Annotated in this window: 14 protein-coding genes and 4 tRNA genes; 16 read left to right on the plus strand and 2 right to left on the minus strand. The window is 36.1% G+C overall.

The annotated features are described in order from the left end of the window. The first annotated feature begins 365 nt into the window (after positions 1 to 365). From dnaG to ACTWQM_RS09220, 8 genes are all read left to right on the plus strand, one after another. Positions 366 to 2180, plus strand: a complete 1815-nt coding sequence (gene dnaG / locus ACTWQM_RS09185; protein WP_443257889.1) for a DNA primase — start codon at positions 366 to 368, stop codon at positions 2178 to 2180. A 30-nt stretch (positions 2181 to 2210) separates the two neighbouring features. Further along, the gene (gene rpoD / locus ACTWQM_RS09190) at positions 2211 to 3332 is read left to right on the plus strand and encodes an RNA polymerase sigma factor RpoD (protein WP_443257890.1); all 1122 of its coding nucleotides are present in this window, start codon (positions 2211 to 2213) and stop codon (positions 3330 to 3332) included. 156 nt (positions 3333 to 3488) lie between these two features. Beyond that, a complete protein-coding gene (locus ACTWQM_RS09195) occupies positions 3489 to 4049 on the plus strand; it encodes a hypothetical protein (RefSeq protein WP_443257891.1) in 561 nt (186 codons plus the stop codon). A gap of 81 nt (positions 4050 to 4130) precedes the next feature. After that, positions 4131 to 4517 (plus strand): cytochrome c550, encoded by a 387-nt coding sequence (gene cccA / locus ACTWQM_RS09200; RefSeq protein ID WP_443257892.1) that lies wholly within the window; start codon positions 4131 to 4133, stop codon positions 4515 to 4517. 110 nt (positions 4518 to 4627) lie between these two features. Next, complete coding sequence (locus ACTWQM_RS09205) at positions 4628 to 5350, plus strand: tRNA (adenine(22)-N(1))-methyltransferase (protein WP_443257893.1); 723 nt, start codon at positions 4628 to 4630, stop codon at positions 5348 to 5350. Then, a complete protein-coding gene (locus tag ACTWQM_RS09210) occupies positions 5334 to 6440 on the plus strand; it encodes a Nif3-like dinuclear metal center hexameric protein (protein WP_443257894.1) in 1107 nt (368 codons plus the stop codon). Before ACTWQM_RS09205 ends, ACTWQM_RS09210 begins: the two co-directional genes overlap by 17 nt. Positions 6441 to 6798: 358 nt before the next feature. Beyond that, a complete protein-coding gene (locus tag ACTWQM_RS09215; protein WP_443257895.1) occupies positions 6799 to 8112 on the plus strand; it encodes a DEAD/DEAH box helicase in 1314 nt (437 codons plus the stop codon). Between the two features lie 15 nt (positions 8113 to 8127). Next, positions 8128 to 9021, plus strand: coding sequence for a deoxyribonuclease IV (locus ACTWQM_RS09220; RefSeq protein WP_443257896.1), 894 nt, complete (start codon positions 8128 to 8130; stop codon positions 9019 to 9021). Between the two features lie 488 nt (positions 9022 to 9509). On the opposite strand, the gene ACTWQM_RS09225 is transcribed toward ACTWQM_RS09220, so the two are convergent. Next, the gene (locus ACTWQM_RS09225) at positions 9510 to 9794 is read right to left on the minus strand and encodes a DUF2624 family protein (protein WP_443257897.1); all 285 of its coding nucleotides are present in this window, start codon (positions 9792 to 9794) and stop codon (positions 9510 to 9512) included. 87 nt (positions 9795 to 9881) lie between these two features. Between ACTWQM_RS09225 and ACTWQM_RS09230 the strand changes: the two genes are divergently transcribed. Both ACTWQM_RS09230 and ACTWQM_RS09235 read left to right on the plus strand, forming a co-directional pair. Beyond that, on the plus strand, positions 9882 to 10592 hold the full coding sequence (locus ACTWQM_RS09230; protein ID WP_443257898.1) for a lytic transglycosylase domain-containing protein: 711 nt from the start codon (positions 9882 to 9884) through the stop codon (positions 10590 to 10592). A gap of 88 nt (positions 10593 to 10680) precedes the next feature. Further along, positions 10681 to 11118 (plus strand): hypothetical protein, encoded by a 438-nt coding sequence (locus ACTWQM_RS09235; RefSeq protein WP_443257899.1) that lies wholly within the window; start codon positions 10681 to 10683, stop codon positions 11116 to 11118. A gap of 19 nt (positions 11119 to 11137) precedes the next feature. On the opposite strand, the gene ACTWQM_RS09240 is transcribed toward ACTWQM_RS09235, so the two are convergent. Next, positions 11138 to 11485 (minus strand): LysM peptidoglycan-binding domain-containing protein, encoded by a 348-nt coding sequence (locus ACTWQM_RS09240; RefSeq protein ID WP_443257900.1) that lies wholly within the window; start codon positions 11483 to 11485, stop codon positions 11138 to 11140. A 75-nt stretch (positions 11486 to 11560) separates the two neighbouring features. Here ACTWQM_RS09240 and ACTWQM_RS09245 point away from each other — a divergent pair, with 75 nt between their 5' ends. From ACTWQM_RS09245 to ACTWQM_RS09270, 6 genes are all read left to right on the plus strand, one after another. After that, a complete protein-coding gene (locus ACTWQM_RS09245) occupies positions 11561 to 12196 on the plus strand; it encodes an NfeD family protein (protein ID WP_443257901.1) in 636 nt (211 codons plus the stop codon). 469 nt (positions 12197 to 12665) lie between these two features. Continuing rightward, positions 12666 to 14291, plus strand: coding sequence for a Na/Pi cotransporter family protein (locus ACTWQM_RS09250; RefSeq protein ID WP_443257902.1), 1626 nt, complete (start codon positions 12666 to 12668; stop codon positions 14289 to 14291). 556 nt (positions 14292 to 14847) lie between these two features. Beyond that, positions 14848 to 14922, plus strand: a tRNA-Asn gene (locus ACTWQM_RS09255). A gap of 3 nt (positions 14923 to 14925) precedes the next feature. Then, positions 14926 to 15002, plus strand: a tRNA-Met gene (locus ACTWQM_RS09260). A 14-nt stretch (positions 15003 to 15016) separates the two neighbouring features. Continuing rightward, a tRNA-His gene (locus ACTWQM_RS09265) sits at positions 15017 to 15092 on the plus strand. Positions 15093 to 15107: 15 nt separating this feature from the next. Continuing rightward, a tRNA-Ile gene (locus ACTWQM_RS09270) sits at positions 15108 to 15184 on the plus strand. Positions 15185 to 15191: the final 7 nt, after the last annotated feature.

Below are 15191 nucleotides of genomic sequence, written 5' to 3' on the forward strand. Positions count from 1 at the left end.
CATAACAAGTAGAATGTTTTTTGATGGTAATTTTAACGTTTTTGTATTATAATTATTTTTTGTGTCAAAATAAAATAATAAGCATGTATTGTAACCTATTGACGTATTCAGAAAAATAAAACATTAAGATATAGGAAGGAATACTACTCAATCATGTAGAATTACAGTATATGGGCATTTGAATAGTTCGATTAAAAGGTTTACAGAAGCCCGTCAAGAGGTACAATAATACAACAAGTTAAACAAATCCTTCTAAGTCTTATACTGCATGGAAGGAAATTTTTTCGACTTTCTAAAAAAATATTGTCGAATCATGAAGGATTTTCTTAACAAGTATCGAATTATATTAAAGCATGGTGGTAAAAATGCCAAATCAAGTACCGGAAGAGGTAATTGAAGAAGTACGTAAGTCTAATGATATTGTTGATGTCATTGGAGAATATGTTCAATTAAAGAAACAAGGAAGAAACTTTTTTGGGCTTTGTCCATTTCATGGTGAAAACACTCCATCCTTTTCGGTAACCCAAGAGAAGCAGATATTTCATTGTTTTGGTTGTGGTAAAGGTGGAAATGTACTGACGTTTTTGATGGAGATAGAGGACTATTCTTTTTATGAGGCACTAAAGTTTCTTGCCAGCAGAAGTGGAGTAGACTTACCCGAGACAGGAATGAATAAAGAATCTTCCATGTCGGAGGAAAATCAGAATATATTATCTGCTTACGAATGGATAACGAAACTTTACCATCACTTATTACGCTACACGAAAGATGGAAAAGAAGGGTATCAATATTTTAAAGACCGAGGAATCACTGACGAAACGATTGATGTTTTCCAGCTGGGGTTCGCACCTAATGTAAAAGATTTTACAGCTGAGTTTCTTCAGAAAAAAGGATTTCATCAACAAATACTCGTTAAAGCTGGTTTACTTTCTCTAAATGAGGACAATAGTGTAACAGACCGGTTTCGAGGCAGAGTTATCTTTCCAATTCGGAACCATTTAGGAAAGGCTATCGGTTTTGGTGGTCGGACAATTGGAGATCAGGAGCCAAAATATTTGAATAGCTCCGAAAGCGAATTGTTTCAAAAAGGACGCATCTTATACAATTTTGATTTAGCAAAGAAACACATACGTAAACAAAATGAAGCTGTTTTGTTTGAAGGATATATGGATGTTATCTCTGCATATCAGGCGGGGGTTAAGAATGCTGTCGCGACTTTAGGAACTTCGCTTACAGAGTCACAAGCAAAACTTTTAAGGCGTTATGTAGACACAGTGACTATCTGTTATGACGCTGATAATGCGGGAACTGAAGCAACATACAAAGCTGCAGTTTTGTTACAGAAGGTAGGATGTCATGTAAAAATTGCAAATTTAAGAGAAAACATGGATCCTGATAGTTTTATTCACGAATTTGGTGCTGTTGCATTTAAAGATGAAGTTATTAAAGCAAGTCATACGTTTACGAGTTTTTATATGCGTTACCTCAAGAAAGACTTTAACCTTAGTCTTGAAGGAGATCGCATTCAATATATAGAAAGTGTTCTTAAACAGCTTGCAATGATTGACAGCTCCGTTGAACGGGAATATTACCTAAAGGAAATAAGTAATGAATATAATGTAACAATGGAATCCTTAACACAAGAAATCCAAAGTCATCGGCAAAAGATGGGCAATGGTAAGGATAAGAGAGAAAAGAACAGATATACTAATAGGGCATCACAATTTCAACAAACAAAAAAATTACTACCGGCTTTTCATAATGCAGAAAGACAGCTTATTGCATATATGTTGCAAGACACTTCTATTACTGATAAAGTGCAGGAGGAAATAGGTGCATCCTTTAATATTGATAAGCATAAAATAATTGCTACACATTTATATGCATTTTATGAGGAAGGGCATCAAGCTGATGTCAGCATGTTTATTGAGATGTTGAATGATGACGATCTAAAGCGTTTGGTTACAGAGGTTGCAATGATTCCTGTAGTTGATGATATTAGTGATCAGGAAATCAATGATTATATTCGGATAATTCGTGCTGAAAATAGCAGTAAAAATAGTATTCAGACACTTAAAGAAGAGCAAAAGTTAGCCGAACAACAAAATGATCCAATCAAGGCTGCAAAAATTGCAATGGAAATCATTGAATTGCAAAGGCAGCTTAAGAAATCAAATTGAAATTGAATGTAGTTGGAAGGAGGGGGACTCATGGCCGAAAATAAGCCTTCACAAACAAAAGAAAATGAAAATGAACAAACACTGGATCAAGCGAAAGATCAATTGCTTGAAATAGGGAAAAAGCGCGGAGCACTGGCTTATGAAGAAGTTGCTGATCGTTTATCTAACTTCGAGATTGAATCTGAGCAGATGGATGAATTTTATGGGTACCTAGCAGAGCAGGGTGTAGAGGTTATCGGTGATTCAGAAGAAGATCCTAAAATGCAGCAAATCGCAAAAGAAGAAGAATTCGACTTAAATGATTTAAGCGTACCGCTCGGTATTAAGATAAATGACCCTGTAAGAATGTATTTAAAAGAAATAGGGAGAGTCGATTTACTTTCAGCTGCAGAAGAAATTGATCTAGCTCATCGAATCGAAAATAGTGAAGAAGAAGCAAAAAGACGCCTGGCTGAGGCTAACTTGCGACTGGTAGTTAGTATTGCAAAACGGTATGTTGGTCGAGGTATGCTATTTCTTGATTTAATTCAGGAAGGTAATATGGGTCTTATCAAGGCTGTCGAAAAGTTTGATTATCGTAAAGGGTTTAAGTTTAGTACGTATGCGACATGGTGGATTCGTCAAGCAATCACAAGAGCGATTGCGGACCAAGCGAGAACAATTCGTATTCCTGTCCATATGGTGGAAACAATTAACAAACTAATTCGCGTCCAACGTCAGCTACTACAGGATTTAGGAAGAGAACCAACGCCAGAAGAAATTGGCAAAGAAATGGAACTTTCTCCTGACAAGGTTCGTGACATCCTAAAGATAGCTCAGGAACCAGTTTCACTTGAAACACCAATTGGGGAAGAAGATGATTCCCATCTGGGTGATTTTATTGAAGATCAAGAGGCGGTTTCACCGTCAGATCATGCTGCATATGAACTATTAAAGGAACAACTGGAAGATGTTCTGGATACACTTACTGACCGAGAAGAGAATGTGTTGCGTTTACGTTTTGGTTTAGATGATGGACGAACCAGGACACTTGAGGAAGTTGGTAAAGTGTTTGGTGTGACAAGAGAGAGAATTCGTCAAATTGAAGCAAAAGCCCTACGGAAGCTAAGACATCCTAGTCGCAGTAAACGATTAAAAGATTTCCTGGAATAAGTCGTTTCAGTCATTAAGCACAATTGGTTGGCAGTTAAGAAAGTATTAACACTTTCTTACTGCATACGTGCAACTAAGATATTCTAATTTACAATGACTGTGTGCACTTTTATGTATGGATAAGTTGTAGGTTATAACTGCACCGGGGTGATCCTTATGTCCGAAAGACGAATCGCAACAGTTGTTGAAGAAATCCACTATTGGAAAGAGCATAAATTACTACCCGATGTGTACTGTGATTTTCTTTTGGCTTTATATACAAATGGTGAGGCTACTGGTAAAGAAGATATAACCAGGGAAAATAATATAAATATTATAAGTGCAATTCAAGTGACTTTGCTAAGTTTATTGTTGCCATTTGCTTTCTTAGTTTTTTATTTTACCGAATATCCTATAATACTACAAGTAAGTACTTTACTTTTGTTTGTAGCATTTTCTTATTGGATGACTAGAGTCTATAGCCAGAAGAGTTCAATCTATTATCATCTTTCAATAGTTATATTTCTGTTGCTGCTGCTTTTAATGTCAGTATATATAAGTACACTATTAACAGCTAATCAATGGCTGCTTCAACTTGTGATTATTTTAAATGTAGTTTCATGGTATTTTTTCAGTCGGCATCACAACATAAAATATCTGAAAAATGTTAGCATATTTGGTATAGTTTTTGTCATTTTATATATTGTTTTTCAAAAATTTCACGTCTTATCCCTTTAAACTATTTTGTTTTTCGAGTAAAATATATATAGCTTTTGAAATTAAATAGAGATTAAGGGGATTACATAAGGAGGAACTACGATGAAGAAAAACCCTGTCATCCCTTATGCAACTATTGCTGTAATAGGGATACTCTTAGTAGTTGTCATATCGTTTGTTGGCCTGGATCAACGTCAAACTATTGAAGAAAAAGAGAAAAATGGTGGCGAAAATACAGAAGAGCAGTCACAAGAGGGAGAGACTACCAGTGACCCTTCCAAAATTTTTGAGAACAATTGTGCCAGCTGTCATGGTGCAGATCTTTCCGGAGGAGCTGGACCAGCATTAAATAAAGTTGGAAGTAAGTATTCCCAAGAAGAAATCAGAGAAATTATCAAAACAGGGTTTCCTGATTCTGGAATGCCTGGTGGTTTATTACAAGGTGAAAAAGCCGATGCTGTTGCAAAATGGCTTTCAAAACAAAAGTAGCTATTTAAGATACTTATAGTTTATTATGCTAAAAGAGTAAGCTTACTGATTTCATGCAGAAGGCTTGCTCTTTTATGCTATTAGACGTGTCAATAATGAAGGAGAAAATAATGAACAACACAATTAAACTTTCTGAACGATTGAGAACCGTTGCAACGTTTATTACGGAAGGTGCTGTTTTTGCAGATATTGGATCTGATCATGCCTACTTACCATGCTACGTTTGTTTAAATGACGGCAATGCACATGCAATTGCAGGTGAAGTTAAAGAAGGCCCCTTTAAAAGTGCTCTTGAGACAGTTAATAAACATGAGTTAGCAGCCAGAGTAGAAGTGCGGTTAGGTGACGGTTTACACATCTTACACGACGGGGAAGTAAATCAGCTTGTTATTGCGGGCATGGGTGGATCACTAATAAGATCCATTCTTGAAGATGGAAAGGACAGATTAAGTGGTGTGCAACGAATTATCACACAGCCAAATGTAAATGAACGAAATGTTCGAAAATGGTTTTATGAGAACAATTACACGATTATTTGTGAAAAAATACTTGAGGAAAGTGGACACATCTATGAAATTATTGTAGCAGATAAACAAGTTGACAAAAGTCCCTATACAGCAGAACTATTACAAGAACAGCTATTATTCGGACCACTGTTATTAGAGCATAAAACAGAAACATTTATTAAAAAATGGAAAAAAGAGCTTTCGAAGCGCATCAGAGTTATCGATGAAATGAAAAAGGCAAAAGAACAAAATCAGAATAAAATAAGCGAATTTGAAAAAGAATTGTCTTGGGTACAGGAGGTTTTAAAAAATGGCAGTGAACAGTGATATTTTTCAACTAATGGAGAAATGGGCACCAAAGCATCTGGCATACGATTGGGATAATGTTGGATTGCAGATCGGATCATTCAATAATCAAGTATCCAAGATAATGGTAACATTGGATGTCCTGGAATCTGTAGTGGATGAAGCAATCGAAAATCATGTTAGCTTAATAATTGCACATCATCCGTTACTATTTAAACAGGTGAAACAAGTAAATGTAGACACATCTCAAGGCAGAATAATTCAGAAATTAATACAGCATAATATTTCTGTCTATGCCTCCCATACAAATCTTGATACCGCTGATGGTGGCGTAAATGACATGCTTTGTGATCTGCTTAATATAAAAGGAACAAAAGTATTACAGCAGACCTATCAGGAGGATCTGGTAAAAATAGCTGTATTTGTCCCAAAGACACATTTGAACGAAGTGCGAGATGCCATGAGTGAAAATGGAGCCGGACATATTGGCGACTATAGTCATTGTACATTTCAGTCAGAAGGTCAAGGAACATTTATGCCACAGGAAGGGACAAACCCTTATATTGGTTCAGCCAATAATTTAGCATATGTGGATGAAGTTAAGGTTGAATCAATTATACAACTGCCCAAATTAGCACATGTGATTGAGGCAATGAAAAATGCACATCCATATGAAGAAGCTGCCTACGATGTAATGCCTCTTCATAATCCAGGACAAACGTACGGTATTGGACGTATTGGAACATTAGAGAAAGAAGTAACCTTACACGATTTTGCGGAGCAAGTAAAACATGCACTTAAAGTTCCATCGCTGCGCGTAACCGGTGATTTAACTAAAGAGGTTAAAAAAGTAGCTGTGTTGGGTGGTAGTGGTGAAAAATTTATTCATACTGCTAAGAAAATGGGGGCTGATCTATATATTACAGGTGATATGACATTCCATATAGCCCAGGATGCCTGGCAAATGGGGTTATCGGTTATCGATCCTGGACATCATGTAGAAAAAGTAATGAAAAAAGGAACCAAGGAATATCTGGATAATCACCTTAATAATAAGAATATAGAAGTTATTCTGTCCAACTCCAATACTGAACCATTTCAGTTTATATAGTGTATAAAAGTATTAACTACATTATATTTCGTGAAAGCCGTGTTGCTGGCAGTTGAATCAACTTCATCATTCAAATGTAAAGCAGTAAATCCAAACTATTTGGAAATGTGCTAAATCTGTTGATTTCCACTGCAGGCACTTTTCGTGGTCATGGCTTGGGCCTCCTCGCACTATCGCGCTCCGAGGTCTTAAGAATTATGCTAATTCCTCGGAGTCGTATCGTAGTAACTTTTAACTAGTTAAGTCCTGCACTGTAACTTATTAAGGTGTCACCAAGCAAAATAAGCTTTCATACACGATAAAGCCAAGTTTTTTAGCTATTGGATGATTGAATATCATCAAAAAGGAGTACTATTATATGGAAAATAATTTTAAACAGTTTGCATTTCACCCAGTTTTGTCAGACGTAATCGATCACTTAGGATTTAAACAACCGACTGAAATACAACAAAAGGTGGTGCCAGCAATTCTTAAAGGTACAAGTGTTGTAGGACAGTCACATACAGGATCTGGAAAGACACATGCATATTTATTACCTTTGTTTAATCAGATTGATGCTAGCAAACGTGAAGTACAGTTTGTTATTACTGCACCGACCCGAGAACTGGCAATGCAGATACATGAAGAAGTTAAAAAGATAATTCATTATGCAGGAAAGAAAGAAATATGGAATGCCAAGTTGTTGGTTGGTGGGACTGATAAGCAGAAAATGATGGAGAAACTAAAGGTACCACCACATATTGTCATAGGTACACCAGGTAGAATATTGGATTTAGTCAAAGAGGATGCCCTTTCATTATATTCTGCAAATTCGTTTGTCATTGATGAAGCAGACCTTATGCTTGATTTAGGGTTTATTAATGATGTTGACCAATTACTGATACGTGCAAGAAAGGAAGTTCAGTTACTTGTATTTTCTGCAACTATTCCGCAGCGATTGGAGCATTTTTTCAAAAAGTACCTGGAGAATCCCTTACATGTAAAAATTGATGATCAACTTTCTCCTGAAACGATGGAGCATCGGTTAATTGCATTAAAACATAGGGATGAATCCGATGTTATTATAGAAATTTCCAAAACAATACAACCCTACCTGGCAATTATTTTTACGAATGGTAAAGAAATTGCTAATACACTTGCAGCTTCTTTGCAGCAAAAAGGACTTGATGTTGGGCTCATACATGGCGGATTAAAGCCCAGAGAACGTAAACGAGTACTAAAAGACATCCAAAACCTTCGATACCAATATATTGTTGCAACCGATTTAGCTTCACGCGGGATTGATATAAAAGGGGTAAGTCATGTTATAAATGCTCAATTGCCTAAGGAAGAGGATTTTTATGTTCACCGTGTAGGACGGACAGCCCGTGCGGGGATGGAAGGCACCGCAATCAGTTTATACGCTGAACAGGATCTGAAGTTGATTCAAAAGCTGGAGCAAAAAGGCCTGACGTTCACATTTTTTGACATAAAGAATGGAGAATGGAAAGAAGCGAAATCCTGGAATGAGCGTGAACTACGCACCAAGACTAATACAGATATTGATTCACAAGCATGGAAGCAAGTGAAAAAGACTAAAGAGGTCAAACCTGGATATAAGAAAAAAATGAAGAGACAACAGGAAAATATAAAAAAACAAATGGTAAGAAAAACCAATAAAAAGAAAAAGTAAATTGAGGTGGAGTAATTGTTAAAAATTGGATCACACGTATCGATGAGTGGGAAGAATATGTTATTAGGCTCAAGTGAACAAGCAGTATCATATGGTTCGAATACTTTTATGATTTATACTGGTGCACCACAGAATACTAGAAGAAAAGCTATTGAAGAGCTAAATATTACAGCTGGAAGAGAACACATGAAGGAAAATGGAATAGAGGACATCGTTGTTCACGCTCCATATATTATTAATATAGGGAATACAGTTAAAAAGGAAACATTTGAACTAGGTGTGACGTTTTTGCGAAGTGAAATAGATCGTACCGCAGCAATTGGGGCCAAGCAAATCGTCCTTCACCCAGGGTCACATGTTGGTGAAGGAGCTGATAAAGGTATAGAAAGAATAATTGAAGGGTTAAATGAAGTCCTGGAAAAGAATAAAGATGTGCAAATTGCATTAGAAACAATGGCCGGTAAAGGATCAGAGGTTGGTCGTACCTTTGACGAATTAGCTCGGATTTTCGATGGTGTTACACATAATGAAAAGCTATCTGTCTGTATGGATACATGTCACATACATGATGCAGGATACAATGTTGTGAATGACTTTGATGGTGTTTTAGATGAATTTGATAAGATAATAGGTATTGATCGATTAAAGGTGATCCATGTCAATGACAGTAAGAATGAACAAGGTGCACATAAAGATCGTCATGAAAATATAGGCTTTGGGCATATAGGATTTGAAGCATTGCAACATGTTATTCATCATCCGCAATTGAAACAGTTACCTAAGATATTGGAAACGCCTTTTGTCGGTGAGGACAAGAAGAATAAAAAACCTCCATATAAGTTTGAAATTGACATGATTAAAGAAGATAAATTTATTTCCGATTTAAAAGAAAAAATAATTAACCAGTAAACTGAGAGGGAAAGACGTTCTAAGCGTCCTTCCCTTATTTTGTTGAGGCTGTTTTAGTAAATAATATTGGTGTTGTTGACATAAAAGATATAAAGTAAGACGTAATGTGGAAAGGATTAAATGCTATGATACCGCTTCGGAAACACTCTTCACGCACCTTAGGGCAACACTTCAGCTTCCTCGGAAGCGAAAACCGCTTCCTCCTGGATCTTTAGCTGTTGCTTCGACGAACAGGACGTTCTAGTACCGGCGTTGGTCACAGGACGTGACTGGTTTTAGCCGGTGATCCACAGGAGTCTTCGTTGGATTTCCACCGCAGAAAATGTTTTTACCTTAATTTTCTTAGCCATAGAGTATACTTCATGTTCTAATCAAGAAGCCTCTTCCAGTCGAGGAAAATCTTCACTAATTATATCAACTGGGAAGGCTTATAGATAAATATAAATTTATAGAAAAGAGCCTTTGTTTAGGAAACAATAATTAGGGTATTAATTAAATAAGTATTCAAGCCCATAAGCCCTGATAAGCTGATGAAAGAGTTTTTCGGACTTTTTTGCTGTTTCCTGATCGGTGATTCGTGACAACTCCAGTAACATTTTATGCCTTCCTGATTCATTAAATGGATCCACAGAATGGTTTTGTAAATAGGATATAATTTGTTTAGCCTGTGTACGCGTAATAGTTATCCCATTTTGATCACTGTAATGGAGCAGTTCCTCTGGTGAAAGCTGCTTCATTTTTTTGATGGCTAAATCTTTAATAATCTTTGACATTTTTATACTCCTTATAAAGAATACTGGTTTACTATATGCAAACACATTAAAAAAATTTACTTTATCAATAAACGATAGGAGGCAATTATGCATCAACAACATTCGCAATTATTCAAACAACTTATTGTGTTCATATGTATTAGCACTATTTTTACTGTAATATCTTTTTCATACCTACAAGAAAATAAGCGATTGGTTTCCCAAAATAGCCATCTGGATGCACAGAATCAGAAATTGACTATAGAAAACGATTACTTGAATTCAGAGCAGTTACTTGATGCTAAAAAAAATAGTTATTATGCATGGACAAACGTAAATGAAAAAGCTAATAAATTGGTAAAAGACAGTGACGGCAAATTTAAGAAGTCCTGGGCTATTTACTTAGTACAGGAGGCTAAATCATTTGATATAAGTCCATATATAGCTTATGAATTATTAAAAGTAGAAACAGGAAATACATTTGATCCTGATCTTGTGGGTCCTAAAACTAAATATGGTAAAGCATATGGAATGGGGCAATTTATGAAGAATACTGCTCCTTGGATTGCTGAAATGTCTGGGATACCATACAGTGAAAAATTACTATTCAATCCATATTATTCCATCCACTTAACCTTTGTATATCTGGATTTTCTAAAAAAGGAATACGGTGATTGGGATAAAGCACTAACTGCATACCATCGTGGTATAGGTGGACTTGAAAATTATATGGATAAAAACGGAAATGCAAAGAGCTGGTATTCCCGTGAAATCAAGAATAATGCTAAAGACTATAAACAATTTACAAGTGCCAAATAACCGTTACCATCAACTACCATCTTTATAATACTTTAATTATCCATAAACTATGAACGCACCTCATTTACAGGAAAGAGAGGTCTAAATTATGGATGAATTTACCCGTCAGAACAACGTGGAAGATAGCTTAAACAAGGAAGAACAGCCGGACACACGTAATATGGATATGGTTGGAACAAATTTAAGCGGCCAGCCTCCGCATACAACAACTGAACCAGAAGCACCAGGTGCAGACAGTAAAAGGGATGACGAGGAATTTGCTGCTGAAATGACAGCAGATGATATAGGTGATACAGTTAAAAATGATGAAAATACAGAAGGCGATCAGGCTAACAGTGCCTTCGGATGGGTAGCTTTAGCACTATCCATTATCTCATTCTTTATCATGCCAATCATTCTTGGCGGCGCCGGGATTATAGTAGGCTTTATATCAAGAAACCGCGATGCAGAAACACTTGGTAACACTGCAATAATTGCAGGTGCTGCTTCCATTCTTATTACGCTTTTTGTTCTTCCATATGTTTAAAAAAGGAAGAGGCTGGCTATTAGCCAGCCTCTTTTTCGTATATGGGAAAAAAATAAAATTCACCTGGTTGTAATTCAACAGGGTCTGTTGTGGGGTTTAAGGCTTTAAAGTCCTCTACAATTTTATTGACATTTAAATTATTGGTCACCTGCGGATTTATCTTCTCAGCTATTGTAAGAAGTGTATCACCTTGATGTACTTTCACTTCCATTGCAGTAATATTTTCGGTTTTTACCATATTTTCAACTTGCGGTTGCTTTATATTATTTTCCGGTGTTAAAGTAGTTCCAACACTTAAATCCTTATATATACTTATAAAAAATAATGCAATTAAAATGTATGATAATATTTTCATTAAATTTTTCATGCTTTTTTGCTCCTTTTTGAAACAATTTATACCATTAAAACGTACAATAATTGACGGGGAAAAGGAGGCTTGCACATGGATATTTTTTCATTAGATTGGATAGGCTTCATTATCACCGGATTTGGGACTTTATTCCTTATCGGTGAAATGCTAGTTAATATGCGTGGATTTTTTGGACTGATGGGATTAGGATTTATAATTGTTTATTTCGCAGTTTATCTGGAAACAGGCTCCTTTATTATTATGCTTATTGTATATTTAATTGGATTATTACTCATAATTATTGATGGCAAAATTATAAATGATGGTACACTGGCAACAATCGGTTTTGCTTGTATGCTTACAGCTGTAGCATTAACTGCACCAAATCTCTATGCAGGCATGTATGCAGTTATTGGCGTTCTTTTAGGTGGTTTTTCATCATTATTCTTCTTAAAAGTATTTAAAAAGCGGGATATGTGGTCAAAGCTAACGTTAGTAGATCAATTAACCAAAGAAGCTGGGTATAACTCGATGAATGAGGAATACGAGCAGTTATTGAATGAAGAGGGTAAAACAGTAAGCAATTTACGGCCTGTAGGTACAGTACAAATCAAAAATAAAAATTATAGCGCTATCTCAAATGGTCAATGGATCCCGGAGAACGCCTCTATTAAGGTTGTTGATGTTGATGGTACGAGAATTCTTGTAGAAAAAGTAAATAATGTATAAAAAGTAGTACTCATTGAATTTATTTGTTCATGGGTATTTTTTTTGATAAATAAATTAATTTCAGAGTATCCTCGTGCTACGCGCCTTGGCCAAGGCCATACTATTCTCGCATTGTCGACCCTTCCGTTATTAGCTCGGATGAATGATGAATATAAGTATTTATGAAATTGACTTAATTAACAAAATAAATTTATTGGAATTTTAGTTTTGTTGTTTGAGCTTCTTCCAAAGTAAATTCTTGATCAGAACTCATTTATTGATTTACGATTCTTCCATAATTAAGAATGAAAATCCTTGAGTTAGGGTAGTTAATAAAGTATAGCATTATTTTAAGTGTACAAATGAAGAACATATGAATGTAAATTTTATGTTAAGTTTTAAATAATTACTTTACAAACGATGAAATTATCTTTAATAATGGACAAGGTATATGACAGATTTCAACATGATTTGAAGGGTGGAATTATTTTTGGATATCGATGTGCAGCAACTGATATTTGAGTTTGTCGGTGGATTAGGTATTTTCCTGTTAGGTATTAAGTTTATGGGGGAAGGCTTGCAAAAATCTGCTGGTGACAGGCTTCGAAATATACTTGACAAAACAACCAGCAATCCCTTCCTAGGTGTATTGGCTGGGATAGTGGTAACGATTCTAATTCAAAGCAGTTCCGGGACAACCGTATTAACTGTCGGGTTGGTTAATGCCGGATTTATGACATTAAGGCAGGCTATTGGCGTTATTATGGGTGCTAACATAGGTACTACTGTAACTGCCTTTATTATAGGTATCGACCTAGAAGCCTATGCATTGCCAATTATAGCCGTTGGTTGTTTTCTGCTATTTTTCTTTAAAAATCAAAAGGTTCAAAATGTGGGTCAAGCCATTTTTGGTTTTGGAGCGTTATTTTTAGGTTTGAGGTTCATGGGTGATGCGATGTCACCGTTGGAAGGCCTTCAGACATTTAAGGATTTAACCTTAAGTATGAGTGAAAACCCTATTTTAGGTGTTGTTATTGGTACGCTATTTACTGTCGTTGTACAAAGTTCCAGTGCTACAATCGGCATCCTGCAAGGTTTATTTTCTGAAGGTGCAATAGGGTTGAAAGCGGCAGTACCAGTCCTGTTTGGTGATAACATTGGGACTACCATAACGGCTGTTTTTGCATCGTTTGGAACCAGTATCGCTGCTAAACGTGCAGCATTTGTACATGTTATATTTAACCTGGTAGGGACAACCGTATTTCTAATTCTATTGGGAGCATTCACACAATATGTCTTATATTTACAATCAAGCCTGAATTTAAATCCAGAAATGACAATTGCCTTTGCACATGGTAGCTTTAACCTGGCAAATACGCTAGTTCAATTTCCATTTATTGCTGGTTTAGCATGGCTTGTAACTAAAATTATTCCAGGGGAAGATACCATTGTTGAGTACAAGCCAAAACATTTAGATCCTATATTTATCCAACAATCATCTTCATTAGCTCTGGACCAAGCTAAAGCAGAAGTCATCCACATGGGTGAATATGCTTACAAGGGTCTTGAGGAAACAAATTTATATTTAACAACACAAAATCAGAAACATTCAGAAATGGCAATGCAGTTAGAAGGAGCATTAAATAATTTAGATCGCAGAATAACGGATTATTTAGTTGAAATATCTGGGGAGTCCATGTCTGAATTGGAAAGCGCAACGCACACCGCATTAATTGATTCTGTACGTGATATTGAACGAGTTGGTGATCATTTTGAAAATATAATTGAATTAATTGACTATAAAATATCAAATAAAGTTCATCTAACGGAGCAAGCGGAAGAAGATTTAAATAATATGTTTGATTTAACCATTTTAACAATTAAACAAGCAGTGGAAGCACTTGATAAAATGGATCGTGAAGAGGCACTAGCGGTAGTTCAAAAAGAGGATCAGATTGACAAAATGGAAAGAACTTATCGCAAAAAGCATATTATTCGTATGAATGAGGGCTTATGCAGTGGCTCAGCTGGTATCGTATTTGTCGATATAATCAGTAACCTTGAACGAATTGGTGATCACGCAGTAAATATTGCTGAGGAAGTATTAGGAGAGTAATATTATAGTTGAAGAGGCTCAAGTATAACTAAAAAACTCTACTTTAAAGACATAATAACAAGATAGGTTGTTTAGTACGTTCATTATCAATGACTGATTCTAACCAAAAATCCGAACTAATTCGAATTCTATTTCAAGAATTTTGAATCATAGTTCGGATTTTACTTTTACTAAATACATTTGTTTGTCCCAGTCTCTTTATTTTTTATTGAAAACCTCTTAATAAAATGCTATAGTGTTTATTGGTGCTTCTAATAGATGCTTGTACAAAAGATTTGATTCATGAATAAAAATTATTGCTTAAGTTATTGACAGATTCTGTCGTACATGGTAAATTATATTTCGTCGCTAATAAATTGTAAAACTCGACGAGCACAAAAAATAAGGTTGTAATACCTTGATCATACTTAAGATTATTCCACAGTAGCTGACCGCAAACATCACTGAAAAAGCTACCAAGTGCAGGTCTGCGAGGAGTGGAACTTCACGAATAATCATCTAACACGACGAGCACAAAAAATAAGGTTGTAATACCTTGATCAATACTTAAGATTATTCCACAGTAGCTCAGCGGTAGAGCAATCGGCTGTTAACCGATCGGTCGTAGGTTCGATTCCTACCTGTGGAGCCATATGGCGGTGTAGCTCAGCTGGCGAGAGCGTACGGTTCATACCCGTGAGGTCGGGGGTTCGATCCCCTCCGCCGCTACCAATAAAACTATTACGGCGATCGTGGTGAAGTGGTTAACACACCGGATTGTGGTTCCGGCATGCGTGGGTTCGAAACCCATCGATCGCCCCATTAAAAATAATAGAAGGACCCTTAGCTCAGCTGGTTAGAGCTATCGGCTCATAACCGATCGGTCGCAGGTTCGAGTCCTGCAGGGTCCACCACTAAAAC

The organism is Virgibacillus sp. L01 (assembly GCF_052246775.1).
Taxonomy (GTDB): Bacteria; Bacillota; Bacilli; order Bacillales; family Amphibacillaceae; genus Lentibacillus.

Bases quoted from the DNA above. Each gene is read 5' to 3' on its own strand.
- dnaG (WP_443257889.1), top strand. From the start codon at position 366: ATGCCAAATCAAGTACCGGAAGAGGTAATTGAAGAAGTACGTAAGTCT.
- rpoD (WP_443257890.1), top strand. From the start codon at position 2,211: ATGGCCGAAAATAAGCCTTCACAAACAAAAGAAAATGAAAATGAACAA.
- ACTWQM_RS09195 (WP_443257891.1), top strand. From the start codon at position 3,489: ATGTCCGAAAGACGAATCGCAACAGTTGTTGAAGAAATCCACTATTGG.
- cccA (WP_443257892.1), top strand. From the start codon at position 4,131: ATGAAGAAAAACCCTGTCATCCCTTATGCAACTATTGCTGTAATAGGG.
- ACTWQM_RS09205 (WP_443257893.1), top strand. From the start codon at position 4,628: ATGAACAACACAATTAAACTTTCTGAACGATTGAGAACCGTTGCAACG.
- ACTWQM_RS09210 (WP_443257894.1), top strand. From the start codon at position 5,334: ATGGCAGTGAACAGTGATATTTTTCAACTAATGGAGAAATGGGCACCA.
- ACTWQM_RS09215 (WP_443257895.1), top strand. From the start codon at position 6,799: ATGGAAAATAATTTTAAACAGTTTGCATTTCACCCAGTTTTGTCAGAC.
- ACTWQM_RS09225 (WP_443257897.1), bottom strand. From the start codon at position 9,794: ATGTCAAAGATTATTAAAGATTTAGCCATCAAAAAAATGAAGCAGCTT.
- ACTWQM_RS09230 (WP_443257898.1), top strand. From the start codon at position 9,882: ATGCATCAACAACATTCGCAATTATTCAAACAACTTATTGTGTTCATA.
- ACTWQM_RS09235 (WP_443257899.1), top strand. From the start codon at position 10,681: ATGGATGAATTTACCCGTCAGAACAACGTGGAAGATAGCTTAAACAAG.
- ACTWQM_RS09240 (WP_443257900.1), bottom strand. From the start codon at position 11,485: ATGAAAAATTTAATGAAAATATTATCATACATTTTAATTGCATTATTT.
- ACTWQM_RS09245 (WP_443257901.1), top strand. From the start codon at position 11,561: ATGGATATTTTTTCATTAGATTGGATAGGCTTCATTATCACCGGATTT.